27 protein-coding genes are annotated in these 26,367 nt (G+C 62.9%); 11 read left to right on the forward strand and 16 right to left on the reverse strand.

The genetic code is table 11. From position 1 onward, the window contains the following. Positions 1 to 2: 2 nt before the first annotated feature. Positions 3 to 308: a YciI family protein gene (locus tag J0I79_RS12510; protein ID WP_292858452.1), complete on the reverse strand. Its 306-nt coding sequence runs from the start codon at positions 306 to 308 to the stop codon at positions 3 to 5. 81 nt (positions 309 to 389) lie between these two features. On the opposite strand from J0I79_RS12510, the gene J0I79_RS12515 reads away from it, so the two are divergent. Beyond that, the gene (locus J0I79_RS12515) at positions 390 to 1,283 is read left to right on the forward strand and encodes a LysR family transcriptional regulator (RefSeq protein WP_292858455.1); all 894 of its coding nucleotides are present in this window, start codon (positions 390 to 392) and stop codon (positions 1,281 to 1,283) included. Between the two features lie 22 nt (positions 1,284 to 1,305). Here J0I79_RS12515 and J0I79_RS12520 read toward each other — a convergent pair whose 3' ends face one another. From J0I79_RS12520 to J0I79_RS12545, 7 genes are all read right to left on the reverse strand, one after another. After that, complete coding sequence (locus J0I79_RS12520; protein ID WP_292858458.1) at positions 1,306 to 1,758, reverse strand: hypothetical protein; 453 nt, start codon at positions 1,756 to 1,758, stop codon at positions 1,306 to 1,308. 103 nt (positions 1,759 to 1,861) lie between these two features. Beyond that, complete coding sequence (locus J0I79_RS12525) at positions 1,862 to 2,011, reverse strand: hypothetical protein (RefSeq protein WP_292858460.1); 150 nt, start codon at positions 2,009 to 2,011, stop codon at positions 1,862 to 1,864. After that, positions 1,992 to 2,267 carry a ClpX C4-type zinc finger protein gene (locus J0I79_RS35115; protein WP_366014318.1) on the reverse strand — a complete coding sequence of 92 codons (276 nt, stop codon included), beginning with the start codon at positions 2,265 to 2,267 and terminating at the stop codon, positions 1,992 to 1,994. Before J0I79_RS35115 ends, J0I79_RS12525 begins: the two co-directional genes overlap by 20 nt. Before the next feature lie 99 nt (positions 2,268 to 2,366). Further along, positions 2,367 to 3,221, reverse strand: a complete 855-nt coding sequence (locus J0I79_RS12530; RefSeq protein ID WP_292858463.1) for a 23S rRNA (adenine(2030)-N(6))-methyltransferase RlmJ — start codon at positions 3,219 to 3,221, stop codon at positions 2,367 to 2,369. Beyond that, a complete protein-coding gene (locus tag J0I79_RS12535) occupies positions 3,218 to 3,829 on the reverse strand; it encodes a hypothetical protein (protein WP_292858466.1) in 612 nt (203 codons plus the stop codon). The genes J0I79_RS12530 and J0I79_RS12535 overlap by 4 nt, the downstream gene beginning before the upstream one ends. 137 nt (positions 3,830 to 3,966) lie before the next feature. Further along, the gene (locus tag J0I79_RS12540) at positions 3,967 to 4,416 is read right to left on the reverse strand and encodes a DNA polymerase III subunit chi (RefSeq protein WP_292858469.1); all 450 of its coding nucleotides are present in this window, start codon (positions 4,414 to 4,416) and stop codon (positions 3,967 to 3,969) included. A gap of 9 nt (positions 4,417 to 4,425) precedes the next feature. Then, on the reverse strand, positions 4,426 to 5,937 hold the full coding sequence (locus tag J0I79_RS12545) for a leucyl aminopeptidase (protein WP_292858472.1): 1,512 nt from the start codon (positions 5,935 to 5,937) through the stop codon (positions 4,426 to 4,428). Between the two features lie 364 nt (positions 5,938 to 6,301). Between J0I79_RS12545 and lptF the strand changes: the two genes are divergently transcribed. The 6 genes from lptF (at position 6,302) to rsmA (ending at position 14,010) form a co-directional block, all read left to right on the forward strand. After that, on the forward strand, positions 6,302 to 7,504 hold the full coding sequence (gene lptF / locus J0I79_RS12550) for an LPS export ABC transporter permease LptF (protein WP_292858475.1): 1,203 nt from the start codon (positions 6,302 to 6,304) through the stop codon (positions 7,502 to 7,504). Further along, positions 7,501 to 8,586, forward strand: a complete 1,086-nt coding sequence (gene lptG, locus J0I79_RS12555) for an LPS export ABC transporter permease LptG (protein WP_292858513.1) — start codon at positions 7,501 to 7,503, stop codon at positions 8,584 to 8,586. Before lptF ends, lptG begins: the two co-directional genes overlap by 4 nt. Next, the gene (locus tag J0I79_RS12560; protein ID WP_292858478.1) at positions 8,586 to 11,024 is read left to right on the forward strand and encodes an LPS-assembly protein LptD; all 2,439 of its coding nucleotides are present in this window, start codon (positions 8,586 to 8,588) and stop codon (positions 11,022 to 11,024) included. The genes lptG and J0I79_RS12560 overlap by 1 nt, the downstream gene beginning before the upstream one ends. Before the next feature lie 190 nt (positions 11,025 to 11,214). After that, positions 11,215 to 12,147: a peptidylprolyl isomerase gene (locus J0I79_RS12565; protein ID WP_292858481.1), complete on the forward strand. Its 933-nt coding sequence runs from the start codon at positions 11,215 to 11,217 to the stop codon at positions 12,145 to 12,147. A 10-nt stretch (positions 12,148 to 12,157) separates the two neighbouring features. Beyond that, positions 12,158 to 13,177, forward strand: coding sequence for a 4-hydroxythreonine-4-phosphate dehydrogenase PdxA (gene pdxA, locus J0I79_RS12570; protein ID WP_292858484.1), 1,020 nt, complete (start codon positions 12,158 to 12,160; stop codon positions 13,175 to 13,177). Beyond that, positions 13,174 to 14,010 carry a 16S rRNA (adenine(1518)-N(6)/adenine(1519)-N(6))-dimethyltransferase RsmA gene (rsmA, locus tag J0I79_RS12575; protein ID WP_292858487.1) on the forward strand — a complete coding sequence of 279 codons (837 nt, stop codon included), beginning with the start codon at positions 13,174 to 13,176 and terminating at the stop codon, positions 14,008 to 14,010. Before pdxA ends, rsmA begins: the two co-directional genes overlap by 4 nt. Positions 14,011 to 14,047: 37 nt before the next feature. On the opposite strand, the gene gmk is transcribed toward rsmA, so the two are convergent. The 7 genes from gmk to fabD form a co-directional block, all read right to left on the reverse strand. Continuing rightward, positions 14,048 to 14,704 (reverse strand): guanylate kinase, encoded by a 657-nt coding sequence (gene gmk / locus J0I79_RS12580; RefSeq protein ID WP_292858516.1) that lies wholly within the window; start codon positions 14,702 to 14,704, stop codon positions 14,048 to 14,050. 21 nt (positions 14,705 to 14,725) lie between these two features. After that, positions 14,726 to 15,616 carry a YicC/YloC family endoribonuclease gene (locus J0I79_RS12585; RefSeq protein ID WP_292858491.1) on the reverse strand — a complete coding sequence of 297 codons (891 nt, stop codon included), beginning with the start codon at positions 15,614 to 15,616 and terminating at the stop codon, positions 14,726 to 14,728. Positions 15,617 to 15,761: 145 nt separating this feature from the next. Beyond that, positions 15,762 to 17,021 carry an endolytic transglycosylase MltG gene (gene mltG / locus J0I79_RS12590; RefSeq protein WP_292858493.1) on the reverse strand — a complete coding sequence of 420 codons (1,260 nt, stop codon included), beginning with the start codon at positions 17,019 to 17,021 and terminating at the stop codon, positions 15,762 to 15,764. Between the two features lie 103 nt (positions 17,022 to 17,124). Further along, entirely contained in the window at positions 17,125 to 18,387 is a 1,263-nt protein-coding gene (fabF, locus tag J0I79_RS12595) for a beta-ketoacyl-ACP synthase II (protein WP_292858495.1), read from the reverse strand. 34 nt (positions 18,388 to 18,421) lie between these two features. Beyond that, positions 18,422 to 18,658 carry an acyl carrier protein gene (locus J0I79_RS12600; protein WP_006203723.1) on the reverse strand — a complete coding sequence of 79 codons (237 nt, stop codon included), beginning with the start codon at positions 18,656 to 18,658 and terminating at the stop codon, positions 18,422 to 18,424. Between the two features lie 214 nt (positions 18,659 to 18,872). Beyond that, entirely contained in the window at positions 18,873 to 19,610 is a 738-nt protein-coding gene (fabG, locus tag J0I79_RS12605; protein ID WP_292858498.1) for a 3-oxoacyl-[acyl-carrier-protein] reductase, read from the reverse strand. A gap of 60 nt (positions 19,611 to 19,670) precedes the next feature. After that, on the reverse strand, positions 19,671 to 20,612 hold the full coding sequence (gene fabD / locus J0I79_RS12610; protein ID WP_292858501.1) for an ACP S-malonyltransferase: 942 nt from the start codon (positions 20,610 to 20,612) through the stop codon (positions 19,671 to 19,673). Between the two features lie 276 nt (positions 20,613 to 20,888). Here fabD and J0I79_RS12615 point away from each other — a divergent pair, with 276 nt between their 5' ends. Then, a complete protein-coding gene (locus J0I79_RS12615) occupies positions 20,889 to 22,817 on the forward strand; it encodes an LTA synthase family protein (RefSeq protein WP_292858504.1) in 1,929 nt (642 codons plus the stop codon). Between the two features lie 49 nt (positions 22,818 to 22,866). Here J0I79_RS12615 and J0I79_RS12620 read toward each other — a convergent pair whose 3' ends face one another. Beyond that, positions 22,867 to 24,504: a pilus assembly protein gene (locus J0I79_RS12620; protein WP_292858507.1), complete on the reverse strand. Its 1,638-nt coding sequence runs from the start codon at positions 24,502 to 24,504 to the stop codon at positions 22,867 to 22,869. A gap of 463 nt (positions 24,505 to 24,967) precedes the next feature. Between J0I79_RS12620 and rpsF the strand changes: the two genes are divergently transcribed. The 3 genes from rpsF to rplI form a co-directional block, all read left to right on the forward strand. Next, positions 24,968 to 25,456 carry a 30S ribosomal protein S6 gene (gene rpsF / locus J0I79_RS12625; RefSeq protein WP_027144123.1) on the forward strand — a complete coding sequence of 163 codons (489 nt, stop codon included), beginning with the start codon at positions 24,968 to 24,970 and terminating at the stop codon, positions 25,454 to 25,456. After that, positions 25,456 to 25,704 carry a 30S ribosomal protein S18 gene (rpsR, locus tag J0I79_RS12630; protein WP_006203718.1) on the forward strand — a complete coding sequence of 83 codons (249 nt, stop codon included), beginning with the start codon at positions 25,456 to 25,458 and terminating at the stop codon, positions 25,702 to 25,704. The genes rpsF and rpsR overlap by 1 nt, the downstream gene beginning before the upstream one ends. Positions 25,705 to 25,921: 217 nt before the next feature. Then, the coding region (rplI, locus tag J0I79_RS12635) for a 50S ribosomal protein L9 (protein WP_292858510.1) at positions 25,922 to 26,367 on the forward strand (446 nt) is incomplete at its 3' end.

Raw genomic sequence — 26,367 nt, forward strand, 5'->3', positions numbered from 1 at the left:
CCCTAGCCCTGCACCATGCGACGGGCGCCATCCGCAAAGACCTGTGTCCAGGCGAGCACCCGCACCGCACTGCGCAATCCCGTGGGCCAGAAAGGATCCGCCCGCACGAGACGCTCGACCTGCTCACGCCCGGGTGCCTCCACCAGCCACAGGCCGCCGGCCGGGATGCCGCCTTCATCGGACAGTGGACCGGCGGCTCCGATTGCCAGGCTGTTGCTTTCCAGAAAATCGAGATGCGCCAACATGTGTCGGCGGCGCGCGTCGTGCGCGAGCTCGACATTGTCCTCGAACAGAACTGCGAAAAGCATGTCTCATCTCCCTTTGGGTTAATATGATAACCAGTATCTTTGCGGCTTCACCCCGAGTTTTTGCAGGCGTATCCTGCATAAATGCATGCTCCCGATTGGAACGATCTTCGCTATGTCCTCGCCCTTGCACGGGAGAGATCATATGCCGCCGCGGGCCGGCGACTGGGGATCGACCCGACCACGGTGGCGCGCCGCCTGCATGCCATCGAGACAGCCCTCGCCGTCCGGCTGTTCGAGCGAGGGCCACAAGGCGAAATGCGGCCGAACCAAGCTGGTGAACTTGTGACCAAACGCGCCGAGACCATAGAGGCCGAGATCGGCGGCCTCTCGGCGGCTGTGCAGGACGCCAGCGGTTCCGCCAATGGCACGGTGCGCGTGACGGCGGTGCCGATCCTGATCAACAGGGTTTTCATTCCGGCGGCGCACGAGTTGATCGCGGATCATCCGGGCTTGCGGCTGGAACTGGTGGCGGAATCCCGCGACCTCAGCCTGTCGCGGCGCGAGGCCGACATCGCGCTTCGCCTAGCGCGGCCTGGCGACGAAACCGCGAGCCATGTGCTGGCCAAACGCATCGGCACGATCACCTATGCAGCCTATGCGCGAAAGCAGCACAAAGGTCGGGCGACAGACCTCCCCTGGCTGACCTACGAGGAGGGCATGCGGCACCTCCCGCATGCCCGCTGGATCGACAGGGCGATGCAACAGAACGGCGACCGCTCGGCTATCGCCGTCAATGATGCAGAAGGCTTGTTGCAGGCCGTGCATGCAGGGCTTGGCATTTCACTGCTACCCTGCATCGTCGCCGATCACGTATCAGGCCTGGCTCGCATTGCAGTCGACGGCGGTCGATTGCCCGAACGTGAAATCTGGTTGATGACACATCCCGACCTTCGCCACCTCGCGCGCATCGCGACGGTGATTGACTGGATCGAACGCACCATCATGAAACTGGAACGGATGTCCATTCCAGATTAGCCAGATCAGGTTGAGAGAATCCTCAACGCAGCACGCGGCAACGGCCGTTGTAGACCATCCAGCGATCGAAGCCAGAGACGCAGAACTCGACATTGTCACCTATCGAGGCAAAGCCCTGACCTTCCTCGATCAGATAGAAGATCGAACGGTCGCGTCCATCCGACAGGCGGACGGTTGCCCGGCAGTAATGACGGCCGATCGGCCATTCCTCGCTGGCCTGCTGATAACGGTGCTGGCGGATGTTATGAAAATCGGTGATGCCGACGTCCGGCAGATGCGGCACATGATGGACCTGATAGGAGAACCTGTCGGTGATCCTGCTCAGCACCCACGACTCGCCGCAAACGCTACCGTCGTCTTCCGAGTAGACGCCGAGGTCGGCCGCGTGAACCGTCTGCGTGACGCCGAAAGGCGCCGCAAGGGGAGTGCAGAGCGAAATCAGGGCAGCAAGGGCGGATTTGGCGAAGCGAGTCATGGCAGCCTCTCAAAGGTCGATTGCGCGCACTCTGCGGATTCGCTGACGTCCGGTCAAGCGGCAGCACGAACAATGGTTTCCGCCGGGACGTACCGGCGGCCGCCTAGGAAAACCGTTCCCAGGCGGACTGGCGTGAAACCCCCAGTTGATCGCCGATCCTGGCCCAGCTGACTTTTCGCGAGCGCAATGTGTCGACCAGCAATTGCAGATACGTGCCCTTGCCCTGGATCGTCTCATCCGTGGGGCCGAGCATGTCGAGCAACCTGTCCGTAGGTTGATTGTCCAGAGAACCAAATCGCGACATGTCGGGCATGCGTCCGGACAGGATCTCGGTACACAGGCCGACGCATTCGTCGCAAATTGAAGACGAGGCCCGGTCCGGCGATCAACGCCTTCAACTCGGACTGAGGCTTGAGGCAAAAGGAACAATGAACCGGCCGCGCCTCGTTGGCGGGCGAGCGCAGCGGGATTTCCGCAGTTTGAGTCGATCGGGTCACGGCAAGCTCCATTTGTCAGGACAGCCCTGACAGTCAGGAATATCCTGACAAAGCGATAAAATAAATGCGTCGAAGCGCCGATCGCCATGAGAATTGCCTTGGGGGCAGTCCTCAAGCCTGCTCGCCGGCCAGCCATTCCAGCGACCAGTGCGCCGGCTTCTGCACGGCGAGCATGTTGTGCAGCGCCGGCAGGACGGTCCGCAATTCGCTTTCCAGCGTGAAGGGCGGGTTGACCACCACCATGCCGGTACCATCAAGGCTGGGTTCGGTAGAGGCCGGCCTGATCTCGAATTCTATGTCGAGGAGTTTCGGGATGCCGGACTGCTTCAGCGCCTTCCTGAATGCGATCACGGCCTTGCGGTCCTTGATCGGATACCACAGCGCGTAGATACCTCCGGGCCAGCGCTTGTGCGCCTTGACCAACCCATCGACGAGGCGGCTGAACTCGCCCTCCTCCTCGAATGGCGGATCGATGAGCACCAGACCGCGTTTTTCCTTGGGCGGCAGATGGGCGCCAAGCGCCAGCCAGCCGTCAAGCTCCATCACCCTGGTCTGAAAATCGCCGGCAAACTCCGCCTTCAATTTCGCGGCATCCTTTGGATGCAGTTCTATCGCCGACAGCCTGTCCTGCTTGCGCAGAAGGTTGCGGGCAAGGAGCGGCGAGCCCGGATATTTCCTCACCCCACCTTCGCGATTGAGCGAGCGCACCGTTTCCAGATACTGCGCCAGCAATGCCGCCGCTCCGGCGTCAAGCGGCGCGCCGATCAGCTTGCCGATGCCGCTTTGCCACTCGCCGGTCTTCTGCGCCTCGACCGACGACAGATCGTAGCGGCCGATACCGGCATGGGTATCGATGACGCGAAACGCCTTGTCCTTCTGCTTCAGATATTCGAGCAGGCGCGTCAGCACGACATGCTTGACGACATCGGCGAAATTGCCGGCGTGATAGGCGTGACGGTAGTTCACTTGGCTCCCCTGCCCCAGCGTGGCGGTGGCGGCTGCGAGTTCGGATTTTCCGGCCGGCCGCCACCGGAACGTCGGGACAGCAGAAAGCCGATCAGGCCGACCGCCATCATCGAAAAGCCGACCGGCCGCGCACGGCTGTCGGCCTCGCCGACACCGGAGCGCAGCACGAGGTCGACCGCCCGCATCGGAATATCGTCAGCGTCACCGGGGCCGGCGGTGAAAATGTAGGGACCAGAATTGACCGTCGCGATCACGCCGGCGTCGTCGCGAAAAATCTTGTCGGGTAGTTGCGGGCTGGCCTGGCGCGGATTGTCGACGTGGTTGAACTGCAGCGTCGAGGCGAGCACCGTGCGGCCGCTGGTCGCGGCGGTCAGCGTCAACACGGTGCGCTGCTGCGAAACGATGCGTTCGGCCCTCGCGGTCAGGTCGACCAGGACCCGCACCGGCGCATCGCTGCTCTTCAGCGACACGGTCAGCGGCTTGAAGCGACCCTGTTCGTAGACCCGCCAGGTGCCGATCTCACGGCCGGAAAAGTTGGTCATCGCCCAGGGGTAGATGAAGCTGATGCCGGTGCCAGCCAGCAGGATCAGGACAAACAGAGAGCGCATTCAGACCGTTACCTTGTAATCATCGTTCGCAAGCCTGCCTTGACGCGGCGCCGCAGACATCCCCATTGCTCCAGCAATATGCCGGGGGAGTTCGAATGTCTTCTCGAATTCGGCTACGGCAAAAGACCTGGCAGCCTCTAAGCTTTTCGCTCCCAGCGGCGGTCAGGTGTCTGCTGCCAGTAGGTCACCGCATGACCGGCGTCCTTCACCGTTTTCCAATGCGCCCGCGCCGCGTCGACCTGGGCCGCGTCATGGCCGTCGAACAGGAACACGGCACGCTCGTAACCGCTGAGCTCGGGCGGCACGGCGCCGTCGACCAGGAACCTTATCCTCGCCTCGTTGGGATTGCCGTCGCCGGTGGTCAGCAGGATCGGCTGGTCGGCGGGATAGGGTTCGCGGTCGGTGGCGTGCGCCAGAAAGGAATCGTCGCGAAAAGTCCACAAATGCTGGTCGAGCGCGTCGCGGCGTTCCTCGGTGCCGGTCTGCACCACCGCGCGCCAGCCGCGATCGACGCTGCGCTCGAGCAGTCCCGGCAACGCCTCCTCCAGCGTCGATTCGGTCAGGTGGTAGAACAGCACATCGGCCATGGATCGGGATCAGCCCTCGTAGTGATCGCGCACCAGCCTGTCGAGCAGCCGCACCCCGAAACCGGAACCCCATGACTGGTTGATCTCGTTCGACGGCGAAGCCATCGCCGTGCCGGCGATGTCGAGATGCGCCCAGGGCGTGTCCTTGACGAAGCGCTGCAGGAACTGCGCGGCGATGATGGCGCCGCCATAGCGGCCACCTATGTTCTTCATGTCGGCATTCTTGGAATCGATCAGCTTGTCGTATTCGGCGCCGAGCGGCATGCGCCACAGCCGTTCCTGCGTCGATTGCCCCGCCTCGGTCAGCCTTTGCGCCAGTTCGTCATTGTTGGAGAACAGGCCGGCATAGTGCAGTCCCAGCGCGACCATGATGGCGCCGGTCAGCGTCGCCAGGTTGACCATGAATTTCGGCTGAAAGCGGTCGTTGCAATACCAAAGCGCGTCGGCCAGCACGAGACGGCCCTCGGCGTCGGTGTTGAGCACTTCGATGGTCTGCCCCGACATGGAGGTGACGATGTCGCCCGGGCGTTGTGCGTGGCCGTCGACGGCGTTTTCGACAAGGCCGATGATGCCGACGACATTGGCTTTCGCCTTGCGCGCCGCCAAAGTGTGCATGAGGCCGGTCACCGCAGCCGCGCCACCCATGTCACCCTTCATGTCCTCCATGCCCGACGCCGGCTTCATCGAATTGCCGCCCGTGTCAAACGTGACGCCCTTGCCGACGAAGGCTACGGGCGCATCCTTCGGTTTGCCGCCGTTCCACTGCATGACGGCCATGCGGGCGCCACGAGGCGAGCCCTGGGCGACGCCGAGCAGCGAACCCATGCCGAGTTTCTTCATTTCCTTCTCGGTCAGGATCTCGACCTTGACGCCGAGCGCCTCGAGTTCCCCGGCGCGGGCGGCGAACTCGACCGGTCCCAGTACATTTGCCGGCTCGTTGACGAGGTCGCGCGCCAGAATCACGCCGTCGACCACCGCCTCGGCATCCGTGAAGGCTTTCCTTGCGCCGGTCGGGTCGGCGGTGTGGATGGTTATCTTGACCGGCTTCTTCGGGTCCGCCTTTGCGTCATCCTTGTCCTTCCTGGTCTTGTACTTGTCGAAGGAATAGCTGCGCAGGAGAATGCCGGCGGCAAGGCTGGCGGCGGCCTTCCCGTCGACCGAAGCCCCGGCCAGGTCGAGTTCCACGGCCACCTCGCTTGCCTTGCGCAGGGATGCAGCAATCGTGCCGCCAAGTTTCAACCAAGCATATTCATCAAGCCCCGAGGCCTTGCCGGCGCCAACCGCGACCAGCCTGTCGAGCGCCGTTCCTTCCGGCGCCAGAACCTCGACGACACCGGCGAACTTGCCGGTGAACTCGGCCACCGGGAATGCCCGCTCCAGCGTCTTGCCCGGGTCGTAGGCCCGTGCATTTTCGCTCAGGCCGCCGTCTTCCGCCGACAGCACGAACACCGTGCCCTTCCTGTTCGCCGCCGTCTGAGGGGCAGCGAATTTTGCAAAGGTTATCGACGGTCTCGGGCTCATCATGTCCTGCTTTCGGGGATTGTGCGACGTGGCGCGAAGCGATTTGAGGCGATCCGCGACATTTGGTCGTTTTCCGGCATTTGGCAAGACTTTGCCTAAATGACTACCCATATGACGTGTGGAATCGATGGCGATTCGTCGCGGCACGGCCCCGCTTCATGCCGCAACCTGTTGTTAACCATCGATGTTCGCCCTTTCTTATCCATTCCCGCCGACACTCCGGTCCATTGCGGCAAGCGATGTGGGACGGGAACCGGATCGCCTGTGTGACGAAGTCAACCGGAGCCAGTTGTGCGGGCGTCGCCGGACAGCTACCCTAAGTGTGGTGGCATGATGCCGTTCGAGAAAATCGAGTAAAGCCTTCATGAAGGTCGTTGAACGCTACATCATGCGCCGCGCCTTCGTGGTCTTCCTGGCGGCGCTGGTCTGGACGCTGGCCATCGTGTGGACGACACAGGTGCTGGCCAAGATCGATCTGGTCACCGACAGTGGGCAGTCCTCACTGACCTTTTTCGAGGTCGCCGCGCTAATTTTGCCTTCGATCATTCCGATCGTGGTGCCTTTCGCGCTGGTGGTGGCTGTCGCCCAGACACTCAGCGTGATGAATTCGGATTCCGAACTCGCCGTCGTCAACGCCTCGGGCGCCTCGCGGTGGACCATCGTGCGGCCGATCATGCTCCTGGCGCTGGCGGCAAGCGTCTTTTCCTTCGCCGTGGACAACGGCATCGACCCTTACGCGCGCCAGAAGAACCGCGCGCTGGTGGCGGAATCACGCGCCGATCTTTTGTCCCTGATCATCCAGGAGGGCACCTTCCGCAAGATCGAGGACGGACTGTTCCTGCAGATCGGCGAACGGCTCCCGGACAACCGGCTGGGCGGTATTTTCGTCGCCGATTCGCGCGAGGAAGGCGTCAACCTCGTCTATTATGCAAAGACCGGCAGCATCATCGAGCGCGACGGCGAGAAGGTGTTGATGATGAATGACGGCGTCATTCACCGCAAAACGGTGACCGGCGACCTCTCGGTCATCCGGTTCACCTCCTATGCCTTCGACATGTCCGCCTTCATGTCGGCAGCCAACCAGGTAACGCTGTTGCCGAAGGACCAGACAACCCAGTACCTGCTCAATCCGAGCCCCAACGACAAGAATTACCAGCAGAATCCCCAGGAGTACCGGGCCGAGGTCGATCAACGGTTCACGGAGTGGACGTACTCGATGGTCTTCGCCCTGATCGCGCTTGCCGTTGCCGGCGACGCGCGATCGCACCGCGAGGCGCGCGTCAATCCGCTGATCACCGCCATAGCCATATCGCTGTTCGTGCGATGGCTGGGTTTCTTTGCCGCAAGCAAGGCCGACGAAGTCCCGCAATATGCCTATATGGTCTATGGCGTACCCATCGTGGCGTCCGCCGTAGCGATCTGGTTCATCGTGTCGAACCGGACCATGGAACTGCCGGTAGCCTGGGCGGACTGGATGACGAACCTGGCCGGCCGCATAGGCGACGGCTGGAACGCGTTGAAGCTTCGCTTCTCCAGGCGCGGCACATCAGGTCAAGGGGTCGGCTGATGGGCTGGACGCTGGGCCGTTACTTCTTCTTCCGCTATGTGACGATCACGATCTGGTTCTTCCTGGGCCTGCTGGCGCTGGTGTTCCTGATCGATTTCACCGAACTCTCCGGCCGCACCACCGGCCTGCCCGGCTTCACCTACGGCACGGCGATGGCCATTTCGGGCCTTCGCATGCCGATGATCATGCTGCAGACGGTGCCATTTGTGGGCCTGTTCTCGGCGATGGCGACACTGGTTTCGCTCAACCGCCGCTACGAGCTGGTCATCGCGCGATCCGCCGGCGTTTCGGCCTGGCAATTCTTGTTGCCGTGCTGCATCGGCGCCTTGCTGTTCGGCATCGTGTCGGTCGGGCTCATCAATCCCCTCGCCGCGCATGCCTTTTCCTGGTCCGAGCAGATCGAGACCCAGCTGCGCTCCGGCAAATCGAACACGGTTTCGGCCGACGCCGCCCCGTGGATTCGGCAGAAGACCAGTTCGGGCGACACCATCATCGGCGCGCGGGCCATCCTCAACCAGGGCCTGGAGATGGCCGACGCCGTTTTTTTCGTCCTCGACCAGCAAGGCAACATCGTCGAGCGCAAGGACGCGGCGCGGGCTTACCTGCGCGACGGCTATTGGGAATTGCAGGATGTAAAGACCTTCAGGAACGGCACCATCGAACCCGCCGAGAACGATCGCGTGCCGACCAATCTGAAGCCCGAATTCGTACAGGAGCGGCTGGCACGGCCGGAAACCATTCCCTTCTACGACCTGCCGGCGAAAATCGAGGTTGCCCGTTCGTTCGGGCTCAAGGCAAATGCCTTTGCCATGCAGTTTGATTCGCTGGTGGCGTTGCCGTTCCTGCTCGTCGCCATGACGCTGATTGCGGCAACAGTTTCAATGCGATTTGCGAGGATGGGACAATCGGCAACGATGATTCTGGGTGGCGTCGTTGCCGGCTTTCTGCTTTATGTCGTTTCGGTGCTGGTGAAGGCATTTGGCGTGGCAGGGTTTGTGCCGACTGCTATAGCCGCCTGGGTGCCGGTCGTGGTAGCTATGTTCTTCGGGGTGACTTTCCTGCTATACAAGGAAGACGGCTAGTGAGGGAGGCGGTTTTGCCAAGCAGCAGGCAGGCCAATTTGGCGCGCCTTTATGCGGCGAGCGCCTTGGCGTGCCTGCTTGCATATGCCGTTCCATTGCCGGCGTTCGCGCAGGATGTCGGCGATATGGCCACCAAGGTGCCGTCCAACTCGCAGATGCTGCTGGCGGCCGACACGCTCGAATACAACAACGACAACCAGACGGTGACCGCCGTCGGCGGCGTGCAGATCGACTACGGCGGCAACCGCCTCGTTGCCCAGAAGGTCGTGTACGACCGCAACACCAAGCGCATGGTTGCCAGCGGCAATGTCGAGATCGTCAATAGCGACGGCACCAAGATCAATTCGGATCACATCGACATCACCGACGATTTCGCCGACGGTTTCGTCAACGCGCTGCGTGTCGAGACCATCGACAAGGCCTATTTCGCCGCGGAAAGCGCCGAGCGCATGGGTGGGGTGCTGACCACCTTCCACAATGGCGTCTATACCGCCTGCGAACCGTGCGAGGACAAGCCGGATAAGGCGCCGACCTGGCGCGTCAAGGCGCGGAAGATCATCTGGAACGGCGAGAAGAAGACGGTTCGCTTTGAGAATGCGAATTTCGAATTCTTCGGCTTCCCGCTCGCCTATCTGCCGGCTTTCGAGATCGCCGACCCGACGGTGAAGCGCAAGAGCGGCTTCCTGATCCCCAGCATGGGCTACAACAGCCATCTGGGATACAACGTCAAGATTCCCTATTATTTTGCCCTTTCGCCCACATATGACCTGACGGTGACGGGAAGCGGCTACACCAAACAGGGCTTCCTCGGAGAAGCCGAGTGGCGCCAGCGCTTCAACAATGGCGAATACACTTTGAAGATCGCCGGTATTCAGCAGCAGAACCCCGACGCCTTCATCGACACCACCGCGTTCCCCACCACCGGAGGTCACAACGTCGATTCGGGCCCCGCCGGCGACCCGAACAGGTTCCGCGGCATGATGGGTACGCAGGGACAGTTCGCGATCAACGAACGCTGGAATTTCGGCTGGGACGTGTTGCTGCAGACCGACAAGGACTTTTCGGCCACCTACAAGATCGACAAATACAATGACGCCGTCCATCAGTCGGCGATCTACCTGACAGGCCTCAACGACCGGAACTATTTCGACGTGCGCGCCATGCACTTCGAGGTGCAGGAAGACACGCCCAACGGCAATCCCGCCGCCCGCAGCGGCCAGCAGCCCTGGGTGCTGCCGTCGCTCGACTACGCCTACATCCCCGACGTGTCGGTCGCCGGCGGCCAGCTCTCGCTCAATGTCAACGCGCGCGTCATCCGTCGCGACGATCTGGATGAGACGTTCAACATTCCTTACGTTCCTAGTCCGGACGTGCAACGCGTGCGCGGTCTGGCGGGCGAATCCAGCCGTCTGACCGCGGAGGCCGAGTGGAAGCGGACGTTCGTCACCGATGACGGGCTGGTTGTCACGCCGTTGCTGGCGCTGCAGGGCGACACCGACTACGTTGATGCTTCATCCGGATCGCTTATCGCCGTCAACCAGATGGCGACGAATCTGGGGCAGCAGGCCGACATGCGTTCGTCGTTTGCCCGCTACATGGCAACGGCCGGCCTCGAGATGCGCTGGCCAGTGCTGTTCTCGCTCGCCAGCGGATCGAGCCACGTCATCGAACCGATGGCGCAGGTGTTCCTGCGGCCGAACGAGCAATATGTCGGCGGCCTTTCGATCCCGAACGAAGACGCCCAAAGCATGGTTTTCGACGCGACCACGCTGTTCGAGCGCGACAAGTTCTCCGGCTATGACCGCATCGAGGGTGGCTCGCGCGCCAATGTCGGCCTGCGCTATTCCGGCTCCTACATCAACGGTTGGGGTACCAACGCGATTTTCGGCCAGTCCTACCAGATTGGTGGCGAGAACTCGTTCGCCGCGCCGGACCTGGTGAATGTAGGCGCCTATTCGGGTCTTCAGACCACCAAGTCCGACTATGTCGGCCTGTTTGGCATCAACAGCCCGAACGGTTTCGCGGCCTCGGTCAGCGGCCGGTTCGACGAACAGACTTTCGAGGTTCGTCGTGCCGAGTTCAAGGCCGCCTATTCCGGCCTGCCGGTGTCGTTGAGCGCCAAATACGCCTTCATCCAGGCGCAGCCGCTCTACGGTTTCACGACCGACCGTCACGAGGTCACGCTCGGTGCGTCGACGCATCTCGCCGAGAACTGGCGCGTGTTCGGGACGGGAACCTATGACCTGCAGGAGAGCCTGCTGGTCAAGGACGGGGTGGGTTTCGCCTACAGCGATTCCTGTTTCACCTATCTGATGACCTACTCGCAGTCGCGTGACCTGAATACCAGGGAGGTGACGAAGAGCATCGGCTTCAACCTGTCGTTCCGCACCCTGGGCGACTTCGGTTCGTCGACCAACGCGGTCGACACCATCCAATAATGCATGGCGCTCAAAAGTGGTCCCGGTTTTGAGACAACGACATGCATGAAAACAAAGCCTAGAGCGCGTTGCATGAAGCCGTTTCGACGCGATGCGCTTTAGGCGGCGACATCGTTTCGCCGCATAGGGCTGGCAGGGGTTCGCCTATCCGGAAGGGGACGGAATTGGGCGGAGCCGGGATAGAATTGGGATGCCAATGATGAGGAAATACCTCTTTTCAGCAGGGTTTGCGCTGCTTGTGGCGGCAACATCGGTGTCGATGACCGTCATAACGCCGCCGGCTTTCGCCAGCGAGATCAAGTACGTCGTCAACGACATACCGATCACGTCAGGCGATATCGCCCATCGCGCGGCCTTCCTGAAACTGCAGCGCAAGAAGGGCGACGCCGCCCAGGAGATGATCGACCAGACGCTGCGTATGGCCGAGGTCAAAAGGCTCGGCATCCGTATCACCGACGCACAGGTGGATGCCGCCTATCAGCGGTTTGCCGCCAACAACAAGATGCAGCTCTCGCAGCTCGACGGCGTCATGGAAAAATCCGGCGTCGGCAAGGATCATTTCAAGGAGTTCATCCGCTCCCAGATGGCGTGGAGCCAGGCCTTGAGCGCGCGCTACCGCTCCGGCGAAGGCGGCAGCGTGACCGAGCAGGATGCCGTCAGGCGCATGCTCGACAAGGGCGGAGCCAAGCCAAGCGCCACCGAATACATGCTGCAGCAGGTTATTTTCGTCGTGCCGGCCGCCGAACGCAGCGCGACGCTGGCCAAGCGCAAGCGCGAGGCCGACGCCATGCGCGCCCGTTTCAACGGCTGCAACACGACACGCGAGTTCGCCAAGGGCCTGATCGACGTCACCGTGCGGGATCTCGGCCGGGTGCTGGCGCCGCAGCTGCCGCCGGACTGGGCCGAGCAGATCAAGGCGACCAAGGTCGGCGGCGCCACCGTCACGCGCGAGACCGAACGCGGTATCGAATTCATCGGCATCTGCTCGTCACGCGAAGTGTCGGACGACAAGACGGCCCAGATGGTGTTCCAGAGCGAAGGCTCCAACGACAAGGCCGCCGAAGACCTCAGCAAGAAATATGTCGATGAGCTGAAGGCAAAAGCCCGCATAGTCAAGCGCTGAGGTGCCCGGCGTGACGACCGCACTGGCGGTGAGCGTCGGTGATCCGTCCGGCATCGGGCCGGAAATCGCGATTGCGGCGTTTCTGACGCGGGCGGCGGTCGCCGTGCCTGCCTTTTATCTTCTTGCCGACCCTGCGCAGATTGCTTTACGCGCGCGCCATCTCGGTGTTTCGCTGCCTGTCCAGGAAGTGACGCCGGCACAAGCGGCGGCAGTGTTTGGCCACGCCTTGCCGATCGTTCCGCTCGCTGCCCGCTTCATCGACAAACCTGGCCGGCCGGATCCGGCCAATGCAGCCGGAACGATCGAGGCCATCGACCGCGCCGTGGCCGCGTGCCTAGCCGGCGACGCCGCGGCCGTGGTGACCTGCCCGATCGCCAAGAAGCCGCTCTACGATGCCGGCTTCCGCTTTCCCGGCCATACCGAATATCTGGCGCACCTGTCGGCCCGGCATAGCGGGATCGACGCGATGCCTGTCATGATGCTGGCTGGGCCTGGCCTGCGCACGGTTCCCGTCACAATCCACATCGCGCTCGCCGAGGTGCCGAAGGTCCTGACCACGGAACTGATCGTGGCGACCGCCCGCATAACCGCGGCCGACCTCGCCGGCCGCTTCGGTATCGCCAAACCCAGGCTTGCCATTGCCGGCCTCAATCCGCATGCCGGCGAAGGTGGCTCCATGGGCCTGGAGGACGAAAAGATCGTGCGCCCGGCGATCGACATCCTGCGCGCCGAAGGCATCAATGCTTCCGGCCCCCTGCCCGCCGATACGCTGTTCCATGCCAGGGCGCGCGCCGGCTACGACGCAGCGCTGTGCATGTATCACGACCAGGCATTGATTCCCGCGAAGGCGCTGGCTTTCGACGAGGCGGTCAATGTCACGCTCGGCCTGCCCTTCATCCGCACCTCGCCGGACCACGGCACCGCCTTCGACATAGCCGGCAAGGGCGTGGCACGACCCGACAGCCTGATCGCCGCGTTGAAGCTTGCCAGAAAGCTCGCCGACACCGACACCAAGGCCGCCGCAGCATGAGCCTCGACGGATTGCCGCCGCTGCGCGACGTCATCGAGCGCCATGGGCTGCAGGCAAAAAAGGCGCTCGGCCAGAATTTTCTGCTCGACCTCAATCTGACCGGCAAGATCGCCCGGAGCGCAGGCGACCTGACAAACGCCACGGTGATCGAAGTCGGCCCCGGCCCTGGCGGACTGACAAGGGCACTGCTTTCCAACGGCGCCCGCCGGGTCGTTGCCATCGAGCGCGATGAGCGCTGCCTTGCTGCCCTTGCCGAGGTCTCCGCCCATTATCCGGACCGGCTTGAGGTGATCTCCGGCGATGCGCTGAAGACCGATTTCGCGGCGATCGCCGCCGCCGCCGGGGATCATGGTCTCGTCCGTATCGTGGCCAACCTGCCTTACAACATCGGAACCGAACTGCTGGTGCGCTGGCTGACGGTCACGGACTGGCCGCCCTTCTACGCCTCAATGACGCTGATGTTCCAGCGCGAGGTGGCCCAGCGCATCGTCGCGGCGCCCGGCAGCGATGCTTATGGCAGGCTCGGCGTGCTGGCCGGCTGGCGCACGCAGGCCAGGATCGCCTTCGATGTGCCGCCACAGGCTTTCACGCCGCCGCCAAAGGTAACTTCTTCGGTGGTGCATCTGGAACCGCGCGCCATGCCCCTGCCCGCCGATGTCAGGAAACTCGGCCGCGTCACCGAAGCCGCCTTCGGCCAACGGCGCAAGATGCTGCGGCAAAGCGTGAAAAGCCTGGGCGGTAAAGCCCTGCTCGAGCGCGCCGGCATCGATCCCACACGGCGCGCCGAAACGCTCAACGTCGAGGAATTCGTAAGGTTGACGAACGCGGTGTAGCTCTCTTCGCCCCGTTTACGGGGAGAAGGAAGAAGAGTCACACCGTCTTCTCGTCGAGCAGTCCCGAGACGAAATCGAACAAGCCCGGCCGGCGATCCCGCCGCAACCTTTCGGCGATAACAATGCCGCGCACCTCGGCGAAGGCACGATCGAGATCGTCATTGACGATGACGAAATCATATTCCTTCCAGTGCTCGATCTCGTTGCGCGCGTTCTTGAGCCGCGTCTCGATCACTGCTTCCTGGTCTTCAGCGCGACGCTTCAGGCGCGCCTTCAATTCCTTCATCGACGGCGGCAGGATGAAAATCGAGACGATGTCGGCGCGCATCTTTTCCTTGAGCTGCTGGGCGCCTTGCCAGTCGATGTCGAACAGCATGTCGCGCCCTTGCGCCAAAGCCAGTTCGGCGGGTTCACGCGGTGTCGCGTAGCAATTGCCGTGCACTTCAGCCCATTCGAGCAAAGCGTCGGAATCGCGCAACCGTTCGAATTCGCGCATCGTGCGGAAGTGGTAGTGGACACCCTCGATCTCGGAGCCGCGGCGCGGCCTGGTGGTGACCGAGACCGACAGTTCGAGGCTGGAATCGCTTTCCAGAAGGTTGCGCGCGATCGTCGACTTGCCGGCGCCGGAAGGCGACGACAGGACGAGCATCAGCCCCCGGCGGCGGATGCGGGACCCCAAATCCCTGGGAACCATCGGTTCCTTGGCGACCATAGGCTACTCCAGATTCTGGACCTGTTCACGAAACTGGTCGACCACGGCCTTCAGTTCCAGGCCGATCGCGGTAACGGCCGCAGCGTTCGACTTCGAGCACAGCGTATTCGATTCGCGGTTAAATTCCTGTGCCAGAAAATCGAGCTTGCGGCCCACGGCGCCGCCCCCCTCCAGCAAAGCACGGCCAGACGCGACATGCGTTTTCAGCCGGTCGATCTCTTCGCGGATGTCGGCCTTGGTGGCCAGGAACGCCGCTTCCATGTGCAGCCGGCCCGCATCCAGATTTGCGGACGCGTCCATCAGCAGCCTGACCTGCTCGGCGATGCGCTCCCGGATCGCCGCCGTCTCTCGTGATGGATCCGCCTCGGCCCGCAGCGTGAGCGCCTCGATCGTGTCGATATGCCCCGCCAACAGCGCGGCCAGGGCTGCCCCCTCGGCCTGCCGCGCCTGCTCCAACCCCTGCAACGCAATGTCGAGGGCGGCCATGATCGCGACATCGAGAGCGGCGCGCGCCTCGTCGGTTTCGACGGTGTCGGGAACATCGAGCACGCCACGCAGCGACAACAATCCGTCGGCGGTCGCGGGGGCAACACCGAACTGTTCCTGCAACCGCTTGGCCAGGCCGGCAAGGTCCTTCAGGAAGGTCTCGTTGACCACAGGTTGCGCCTGCGCGCCGGCGGCGCGGCCAATGGTCAGCGTCGCCTGGAAATTGCCGCGCGCGAAGCGCTTCTGCAGGGTCTGCCTGATCGCCGGCTCCAGCCGCTCGAAACCTTGCGGCAGCCGCAGCCGAACCTCGACGCTCTTGCCGTTGACGGACTTGACCTCCCAGGCAATCGACGTACCGTCATGCTCGGCGGCGGCGCGTGCAAATCCGGTCATGCTCTGCAAATTCATGTCGCCTGCATATCCCTGGCGCGTCACCCCGTCACCCGTTTGCGGACAGGGCCGGTGCTGCTTGAAACAACCACGCCGCGTCGAAATCCGGCGCGCGGCGTTCCTTCAAATGTCAGGCTATCGCTTTCCGCGCAACGCCTTTTTCTTACTGAGCATCGCCGCCGGCATCGCCACTGTCGCCTCCGGTGGCGTCACTGCCGTCGGCGGGTTTGTCGGCCGCAGGCTTGTCGGCATTGCTGTTCGCACCAGCCGCGGCAGCGGCTTTGGCGGCATCATCGGCCTGCTTCTTCTGCAGGGCACGATAGCGCGCGACGTTCTCGTTGTGCTCGTCCAATGTCGCGGCAAAGACGTGACCGCCAGTTCCATCCGCGACGAAATAGAGATCGTCGGTCTTCGACGGATTGGCCACGGCTTCAAGCGCGGCGCGGCCCGGATTGGCGATCGGCGTGGGCGGCAGGCCGTTGATCACATAGGTGTTGTAGGGCGTCTGCTTCTGGATGTCCGACTGGTAGATCGGCCGGTCGGCGGGCTTGCCCTTACCGCCGAACAGACCGTAGATGATGGTCGGATCGGATTGCAGCCGCATGCCCTTGGCCAGCCGGTTCAGGAACACGGCGGCGACGCGCGAACGCTCGTCACCCCTGCCGGTTTCCTTCTCGACGATCGAAGCCAGGGTGACGAAGTCATCGACATTGGCGAGCGGCAGATCCGGCGCACGCCGCTGCCAGACCTCATCGACCAGCTTCTTCTGGTCGGCCAGCAGCTTGTCGATCATCTGTTGGCGTGTCGCGCCGCGCGTGAAGCGCAGCGTGTCGGTGGCGAGGCTGCCCTCGGGAGGCGTGCTCTTGGGCATGTCACCGCTCAACGCGGTTTCGTCGGCGATGCGCTGCAGGGCCTGATCGACGGTCAGCCCCTCCGGAATGGTCAGCGAATACATCACCGACTTGCCGCTCTTCAGAAGCTCCATGATGTCACGCATGGATGCCCGCGGCTTGATCTCGTATTCGCCGGCCTTGAGCGCGGAATCATTGCCGAAGGCACGCACGCCAAGGCGAAACACCCGGGCGTCGCTGATCAGTCCGCGGCGCTCCAACTGGTCGGCGATATCCTGGACGCCGGTGTTCGGCTTGACCAGGAAGGTGTCGCCATTGGCCGAGGGACCGGGTTCGATGAATTCCTGTTTGCCGAAATAGAGCGCGATGCCCGCCGCCAGAACCATCAGCATCACCGAGGAGATGACGAAGTTCATGAAGACGACGACCTGGCTGCGCGAGGCGCGCGAGCGCTTCGGCGGCGGTGTCCCAGCTTCGGGCCGCAAGGCCTCGCTGGCTGTCTTCGGCACGATCGGACCGTTGCTGGCCGGACGCTGTCCGATTCCTCCGTTGCCCGACGGATTTGTGTTCATTTCGCCCTACCGTTTTGTCGCCCAACGAATCCCCTGCGGCAGAGTAGGGGCGAATATGGCAAAATTGACGGCACGCCGTAGCATCGCCCCGGCGGCCGGACCTTCAGCCGTTGTAACGTTGGAACACGAGCGAAGCGTTGGTGCCGCCGAAGCCAAAGGAATTGGACAGCGCCACGTCGATCTGGCGGGAACGCGGCTTATTCGGCACCAGGTCGATCGCGGTTTCGCGCTCCGGGTTGTCGAGATTGATGGTCGCCGGCGCGATATTGTCCCTGATGGCAAGGATCGAGAAGATCGCTTCGGCGGCGCCCGCAGCACCCAGGAGATGGCCGATCGACGACTTGGTCGAGGACATCGATATCTTGGACGCGGCATTGCCGACAAGCCGCTCGACAGCGCCGAGTTCGATCGTGTCGGCCATGGTCGAGGTGCCATGCGCGTTGATGTAATCGAGGTCGGCGGGCGTAAGCTTGGCCCGGTTCAACGCGGCCGTCATGCAGCGGAACGCGCCATCACCGTCCTCGGCGGGAGCAGTGATGTGGTAGGCATCGCCCGTGAGGCCATAGCCGGTAACTTCGGCGTAGATCTTGGCACCGCGCGCCTTGGCGTGCTCGAGTTCCTCCAGCACGACGACACCGGCGCCCTCACCCATGACGAAACCATCGCGGTCGCGGTCATAGGGGCGGGATGCCGTCTGCGGGGTATCGTTGCGCTCGGTGGAAAGCGCCCGGCAGGCCGCGAAGCCGGCCAGCGAAAGCCGCGTCACCGGCGATTCAGCACCACCGGCCAGCATGACATCGGCATCGCCGAAAATGATCAGCCGGGCGGCGTCGCCAATGGCGTGCGCACCGGTCGAGCAGGCGGTGACGACGGCGTGGTTCGGGCCCTTGAGCCCGTGCCGGATCGAAACCTGGCCCGATACCAGATTGATGATGTTTCCGGGAATGAAGAACGGGCTGATGCGGCGCGGCCCGCGTTCCTTGAGGATGATCGCGTTCTCGGCGATGCCCTCGAGGCCGCCGATGCCGGAGCCGATCATCACGCCGGTCGCACAACGCTCGTCTTCGGTCGAAGGCTGCCAGCCGGAATCCTTCAGGGCTTCATCGGCGGCCGCGATCCCATACAGGATGAAGTCGCCGATCTTGCGAAGTTCCTTCGGCTCAAGAATGGCTTCCGGATTGAGCGTGCCGTGGGAGCCGTCACCGCGCGGGATGACGTGGGCGATCTTGCAGGCAAGATCGTCCACCTCGAACTCGGTGACGCGCTTGGCGGCGCTGCGGCCGGTCAGCAGTTCCTTCCAGCCATGCTCGAAGCCCATACCGAACGGCGAAACCAGGCCAAGGCCCGTGACGACGACACGCCTCATCGCAGGTCCTCCCCAGTGATGACTGCGGAATGCGTCAGGCCGAAGCCTTGTCGATGTACTTCACGGCGTCGCCGACCGTCAGGATGGTCTCGGCCGCGTCATCGGGAATCTCGACGCCGAATTCTTCTTCGAAGGCCATGACAAGTTCAACCGTGTCGAGGCTGTCTGCGCCCAGATCATCGATGAAGCTCGCCTGCTCCGTCACTTTGTCGGCATCGACGCCAAGGTGCTCGATGACGATCTTCTTGACGCGCTCTGCGGTGTCACTCATTTGGGGCATCCTCGTCTTGTGTTTGTCTGTCTTCGTTAGCGGGCGGAATGCCGCTAATCAAGCTGAAAGATGGTCTTGCCGGAAACGCAACGGCGACAGACCGGTTTTTGCCCGAACCGCCGGGTTGCGGGCCGCATTACACGAAAAATCATGGGCGTCCAAGCCGAAATGGTCTCTTTTCACAAGCCGGAGGCGCTGCCGCCGCCGGCGGTGCTCAGATCATTGCCATGCCGCCATTGACGTGAATGGTCTGTCCGGTGACGTAGCCGGCCTCGTTCGAAGCCAGATAAGCAACCGCGGACGCGACTTCGGCGCTGGTGCCCATGCGCCTGGTCGGGATCGCCGCCATGATCGCCTCCTTCTGCTTGTCGTTGAGCTTGTCGGTCATGGCCGATTCGATGAAGCCCGGAGCGACGCAGTTGACGGTGATGTTGCGCGTGGCGATCTCTTGCGCCAGCGATTTGGAGAAGCCGATCATGCCGGCCTTGGAGGCGCAGTAGTTGGTCTGACCGGGATTGCCGGTGACGCCGACAACCGAGGTGATGTTGATGATGCGGCCATGACGGCGGCGCATCATGGGATGCGTAAGTTCCCGGGTCAGCCGGAACACGGCGGTCAAATTGACCTCGAGCACGCTGTCCCAGTCGGCATCCGACATGCGTACGAACAATCCATCCTTGGTGATGCCCGCATTGTTGACCAGGATGTCGACGCCCTCGAGATCGACCTCGGCCTTCTGGCCAAGCGCCTTGACCTCGTCGCGATCCGACAGATTGGCGGGGAAGAGCTTGACCCGGTCGCCAAGCTCCGTGGCCAGCGCCTCCAGTTTCTCGACGCGCGTGCCGTGCAGCCCGACGATCGCGCCCTGTGCGTGCAAAACCCGAGCAATCGCCTCGCCGATGCCTCCCGATGCACCGGTAACGAGCGCCTTGCGGCCAGTCAGTTCAAACATCTTGATCTCCTGATTGAGAAGAGAATATCCGCTGTACAGGTGCGGTCGAACGGCATCCGTTCAACCAAGTGCCGACAATGCCGCCTCGACATCTGCCGCCGAGCCGACCGACGCGGTCGCGATATCGCGGTTGATGCGTCGCGCCAGTCCGGAAAGCACCTTGCCGGCGCCGATCTCGTAGAGCGTAGTGACGCCGTTCGCCCCGAACCACTCGACGGTCTCGCGCCAGCGCACGCGGCCGGTCACCTGCTCGACCAGACGGCGTGTGATTTCGTCGGGATCGCTCGACGGCGTCACCGACACGTTGGAGATGACGGGAACGACCGGCGCGTTCCTGGCCACGCCAGCGAGCGCGTCGCGCATGACGCCGGCGGCCGGCGCCATCAGCGCCGAATGGAAGGGCGCCGAAACCTGCAGCATCAGCGCCCGCTTGGCGCCCTTTTCGGTGCACAGCTTGGCCGCCAGTTCGACCGCTGCCTTCGCGCCCGATATGACCAGCTGGCCGCCGCCATTGTCGTTGGCGATCTGGCAAACGCCGGCCGTGGCGGCCTCAGTGCAGGCGGCTTCGACATCGCCCTGTTCCAGGCCGATGATCGCCGCCATCGCGCCCTCGCCGGCCGGCACGGCCGCCTGCATGGCGTTGCCGCGGATGCGCAGCAGCCGCGCGGCATCGGCAACGGAAACAAAGCCCGCGGCTGCGAGCGCCGAATATTCGCCAAGCGAATGGCCGGCGACGTAGGCAACCTTGCCCTTCAGCGAAAGACCACGCGATTCCAGCGCCTTGACCGCCGCCAGCGATACCGCCATCAGCGCCGGCTGCGCATTGGCGGTCAGGGTCAAGGTCTCTTCGGGACCTTCCCAGATCAGCTTCGAAAGGTTTTCGCCGAGTGCGTCATCGACTTCCTGGAAGATTTGGCGGGCCTCGGGGAAATTGTCGGCGAGATCCTTGCCCATGCCGACGGCCTGACTGCCTTGTCCCGGAAAGGTGAATGCGACGGCCATGCGGGGCTCTCCAGACTGGTTCTGCTTGCCTGATAACACGAATTTTCCTGCCTGTGGCGCAAGGCAGGCCGGCAAGTCAAGCCCGGCTTCCGCCGTCGACAGATCAGAACCCTGTGCGGAGTCTCTGTTCCCAAAGAGCTTTTTGACGATCAATCCTGATGAAAGCCGCTCACGAATCGTTTGCTGGCTCTTCTTATTTCCGCTACAGGCGCTAACTTTGCATGACAGTTTGATGACAATCGAGTGACGCGGCTGTCACTGGGTGGGGAAGTTAAGGTGGCCAAGAGTTCGAAACGCGCCGGCGATGCCGTCCCGCAGTTCCTGGAGGACGATCCGTCCACCGGCTACCTGCCGGGTCGCAGATGGCCGGTCCTGCGCTATGGGCTGATAAGCCTGGCGATCTCGGCTGTCCTGGTGTTCGCGATCGAACTGATCGTGCGCGGCGATGTCGCCGGCACCGCCTCGTTCTTCCTGCAGCCGCTCAAGCCCGGCTGGACCACGATCATCGTGTTCGCGCTGATACTGATCGGCCTCGACGCCATTCTCGGGCGCAGCCATCAGAGCCTCATGATCGTCGCGCCGTTGACCCTTAGCCTTGCCTTTGTCGGACACCAGAAATCGCATTATCTCGGCGATCCTCTCTATCCGACCGACTTTCTCTATGCCCGCCAGATTTTCGCCCTGCTGCCGCTTCTGGTGCGCGACCGGCCGATGACGGCACTGGCAATGGTGGCCGGCATCGTCGCCGGCCTGTCGCTGCTTGTCTATGGATGGCGGCTGTGGCGCCGCAAGGTTCCGGCGCTGAGCCACAAGGGGCGCCTTGCCCGACTGGCGCTGGCAGTGCCGCTGCTGGCCTTCTTCGTCTCGATCATGGACTACGCCACCTTTTCGTGGACCCGGGACCGGCTGCAGATCATCCCGATGATGTGGGATCAGAAGGAAAACTACGCCTCCAACGGGTTCGCGCTCGCCTTCGCGCTCAACGTGCCGATGGCGCATGTCACGGCGCCGCCCGGCTATTCGGAAAAGACGATCGCCGCCATCGAGCGGCCGCAGACGACCGCTTCGGTGCCTGATGAAAAGCCCGACATCATCGTCGTCATGAGCGAATCCTTCTGGGATCCGGCCAAGCTGCCGGGCGTAGCCATCACGCCGGACCCCATTCCAACCGTGCGGGCTCTGCGTTCGGGCTCGATGTTCTCGCCCGAATTCGGCGGCATGACAGCCAACATTGAATTCGAGGCGCTGACCGGCTTCTCGAACGCGTTCCTGCCCGCCGGCAGCATCCCCTACCAGCAATATGTGCGCACGCCGACGCCTTCGATGGCAACCTTCCTGAAGAGCGAAGGCTACCGGGCGCGCGCCATCCATCCGGGCACCAACTGGTTCTGGAATCGCGGCGCGGTTTACGCCGATTTCGGTTTCAACGATTTCAAATCGGAAGAGACCCTGCCGCCGATGGAAAAGCGCGGACCGCTGGCATCGGACGCGTCGATGACCGACGAGATCATCCGCGAAGCCGACGCCAGCGACGATCCTGTGTTCTTCTTCGCCGTCAGCCTGCAGAATCACGGCCCCTACGAGCCGAACCGCTATGAGAATCCAACGCACTCCGTGGATGCGCCGATCAGCCAGTGGGCGCGGGCCTCGCTGCTCTCCTACGCAGAGGGTTCAGCTGATGCGGACCGTGGCCTGCAACGGCTGATCGAGTGGGCGAAGAAGCGCGAGCGGCCGACGATTGTCGCCTTCTTCGGCGACCATCTGCCGCCGCTCGGACCGGTCTATGTCGAGACCGGTTTCCTGAAGGACAACGTCGCACCACGCAAGGAACCGACGCCGGAGGCAGCGCTCGAACATCACGAGACGCCGCTGGTCATATGGTCGAACCGTTCCGGGCCGGTCGAGGGCCTGGGCACGGTCAGCCCCGCGTTCCTGCCCTATCACATCCTCACCGCCGCCGGCATCACCCACCCCTATTACACGGGCTTCCTGGGCGAGATGCGGGAGCGCTACCGGGTCGTGGACCGCAACATGCTGCTGACCCCCGCCGGCCAAGCCACGCTCGACTGGTCGCGCCAGAAGGACATCGACCCGGCAATCAGCGATTTCCGGCTGATCCAGTACGACATGATGTTCGGCAAGCGCGATGCGGCGCCCGACTTCTTCCCCGAAACGGTCGACAAGATCGTCGCCCATACGAGTTGAAGGCCCCAGAAGGCCCTCGCGATACCGCCCTTTGGCAAGGGCTTGTCGCTCAATTGGTCAACTGCAGCTGCGAGAACTTGTTGGCAATCTGCTGGAACACGTTCGGCAGTTTGGCCGGATCGTTGACGGCATAATAGCCGCTCGGATCGGAAGCGCAGGCGCTGTAAAGCGCCCGGTTGGCCGCCGTATCGGATTGCAGCACCATCGTGTAGATTTGCACACCCTGGTTCTTCAGCTGCGTGCAGACGCTCTTGGTCCAGCCGTCGACATTGCGAGCCGCCGTCGTCTGGTTGTCCGACCCGAAACGACCACCCGCCAGGTATCCATAGGATGTATAGTCGGACTTGGTCGGCTGATTGCTGGCGCCATAGACAACGTTCTCGCCGTCGGTCAGCAGCATGACGATCTTGCTGACGCCTGCCGTCCTGAACGGCGCGCCGCCGGTATAGGGCTCGCCGGGCGAAAGCACCCGCATACCCCAGGACAAGCCCTCCGACACGTTGGTGCCCGAGCCGTTCCATTCCGTCATCTGGCTGGCGGCCTTGCGCAGTTTGTCGAAATCGTCGGTCAGGGGAACAACCGGGGTCGGACAGGACCGGTTGGGACCCACGGTGATGGCGCTGCCGGTCTCGGTGACAATCTGGTTCGTCGAGGCCACATATTTGGCCACCGTTTCCAGATCGGCTCCCAGCAGCGCGTCCACCACACCCCCGAGCAGGCCGCTGAGGTCAATACCCAGCACATTGACGCCGGCCTGCTTGAGCTTGTTCTTGTCTATCGTGTCGTCGAGATAGGAATTGTTGTAGCCCGTGGCGGAGTTTCCATAGGACCCCGACGGCTTGGTCGCCGGCGCGGGATCGTCCGGAGCGAAATACGGCACGAACAAGGTGTCGGGCTTCGACGGATCGGGCGGCGCGTCGGAGATGTTGTAGGTGCCGGGCCTCGCTTCGACACAGCCCTTCCACCCGGTATTGTTCCAGCCGCCCTTCAGGCCGAGTTGTCTGAACAGCGCCATGTGGTTCGGACGCTTGCCGTCGATGAGCGGGAAATTGATGCCGTTGGTGGAAGACTTGCCGTCCATGTCGATCCATGCCGGATCGAATCCGTCACCGTTGACATTGACGGCCGTGACGAACGGAACCAGCGAGGCGCGAACCTGGCGCGTCGGCGACTTCGTTGCCTCGAGCGTATCCAGCAATGACTTCGTCGCCGCTCTCAAGGCGGTCATGCGGGCGCCGGCCATCGAGCCGGTGTTGTCCAGCACCAGCACGACTTCGAGCTGATTGTTCGATTCGACCGCCGAGGCATCGACCACGATGTGCTTGCTCTGGCCGAACAGGAAGGCGAAGTTCAGATTGACGTCGGCCGACGCGACCGCCTTGGTCTTGATGAAGTTGACGCCCTTGTCGACGGTCAGCGTCGCCTGCGCGTTGGCGAGCTCGCCATGTCCGGCGATGTTGGCCTGGAAATAGCGATCGAACGCATCCGTGCGGGTAATATCCAGGTCACCCAGATGCGAGGAGGCGAGATTTGCCGCGTCGAGCGCATTCTGCAGGTTGCTCTTGGCCCGCATGATGGTCGAGACGTCGACCGCGAAGGCCACGGCCGACAGGATGGCCGGCAGACCGAGGCCGAGCAACAATGCAAAATTGCCGCTCCTGGAGCGCCAGAATTTCTTGAGAAGCATCCTTACCCCCGGAAATGCTTGCCGCCTGTCATGCGCGACTTATCCGGGCTTTTGCGCCTTCCATGATGAATCGACGGTTGACGGCGGCTCGCAACCCTGCACAACCTGACATTGTGGTTAAGGGCTGGTTGCCGGAAATTCGCCCGTCTTGCCGACGCCCGCGCCTGATTTTCGGCATCCTGCGTCATTGGGCACGTCGCTTGCCCTTGCCTTATCGCCGGATTGCTGTATAGACGCGCCCAATCTGCCGGTCCCAGCTGGGGGCTGAACGGAGGGCCGGAGGTTTATAGAAGACCTTCGTGTGAAGCCAGAAGCGCTTCCGCCTCCCGTGTCTCCGCTCTCGACCGTCTCGTCATGCTCCTTTCTTCTCCGCTCCCTTTTCGAAGGTTCAGCGGATCAGAGAAGTTGCAGAGGCTTTTGCCGCCGGGAACCGGGAGAGAAACGAAGAAAGGCATAAGACATAATGGCTCTTTACGAACATGTGTTCCTTGCCCGGCAGGACCTCTCGCAGCAGCAGGTCGATGCACTTGTCGAACAGTACAAGGGTGTCATCGCGGCGAATGGCGGCTCCGTCGGCCGGGTCGAGAACTGGGGACTGAAGTCCCTCACCTACCGGGTCAACAAAAACCGGAAGGCATACTACACGCTGATGGACCTCACCTGCCCGCCGGCCGCTCTCAACGAAATGGAGCGCCAGATGGGTCTGTCCGAGGACGTGCTGCGTTTCCTGACCATCAAGGTCGAAGCGCATGAGGAAGGCCCGTCGGCCATGATGCAGAAGCGCGAAGAGCGCTCCGAGCGTGGCGGCTTCGGCGACCGTGACCGTGGCGACCGCCCGGCGCGCAGCTTCGGCGACCGCGGCGATCGTGGCCCGCGTTCGTTCGGTGACCGCGAAGGCGGCGACCGTGGTCCGCGCCGTCCGCGCGAAGGCTTTGAAGGGGGTGCAGAATAATGGTCGACATCAACCAGATCCCGACCCGGCGCCCGTTCCACCGCCGCCGCAAGACCTGCCCGTTCTCCGGCGCCAACGCGCCCAAGATCGACTACAAGGACGTGCGTCTGCTGCAGCGCTACATTTCCGAGCGCGGCAAGATCGTGCCGTCGCGCATCACCGCCGTCAGCCAGAAGAAGCAGCGTGAGCTCGCCAAGGCGATCAAGCGCGCCCGCTTCCTCGGCCTGCTGCCCTACGTGGTCCGCTAATTCTCTCGAACGGGCGGTTCGCCGCCCGTTCATTTCACCGGCCATGACGGGCATGACCGGTTCAAGCATCAAATCCCGAGTTGAGGTCAAAACCTCTAACTGCCGCGACAGGCAGGACAGCGACACCGGCGGTAACGCCCCTTTTGCTTCCTGACCTGTTCCAGAGAATTCGGCGCCTGCCTTAATGGATAGACGCCCAACCAAAAGGAACAAAACCATGGAAGTCATTCTTCTCGAACGCGTTTCCCGCCTCGGCCAGATGGGCGACACCGTCAAGGTCAAGGACGGCTTTGCCCGCAATTTCCTGTTGCCGCAGGGCAAGGCGCTGCGCGCCAACGAAGCCAACAAGAAGAAGTTCGAAGGCCAGCGCGCCCAGCTCGAAGCCCGCAACCTCGAGCGCAAGTCGGAAGCGGCCCAGGTCGCCGAGAAGCTCGACGGCAAGAGCTTCATCGCCGTGCGTTCGGCCGGCGAGACCGGTCAGCTCTACGGTTCGGTTTCGACCCGCGACATCGCCGACCTGCTGACGGCGGAAGGTTTCACGGTCAACCGCAACCAGATCCAGCTCAACCAGCCGATCAAGACCATTGGCCTCACCAATGTCGCGATCGCGCTGCATCCGGAAGTCGAGGTCACGATCACGCTCAACATCGCCCGCACGGCCGA

The organism is Mesorhizobium sp. (genome assembly GCF_017306585.1).
Classification (GTDB): domain Bacteria; phylum Pseudomonadota; class Alphaproteobacteria; order Rhizobiales; family Rhizobiaceae; genus Mesorhizobium.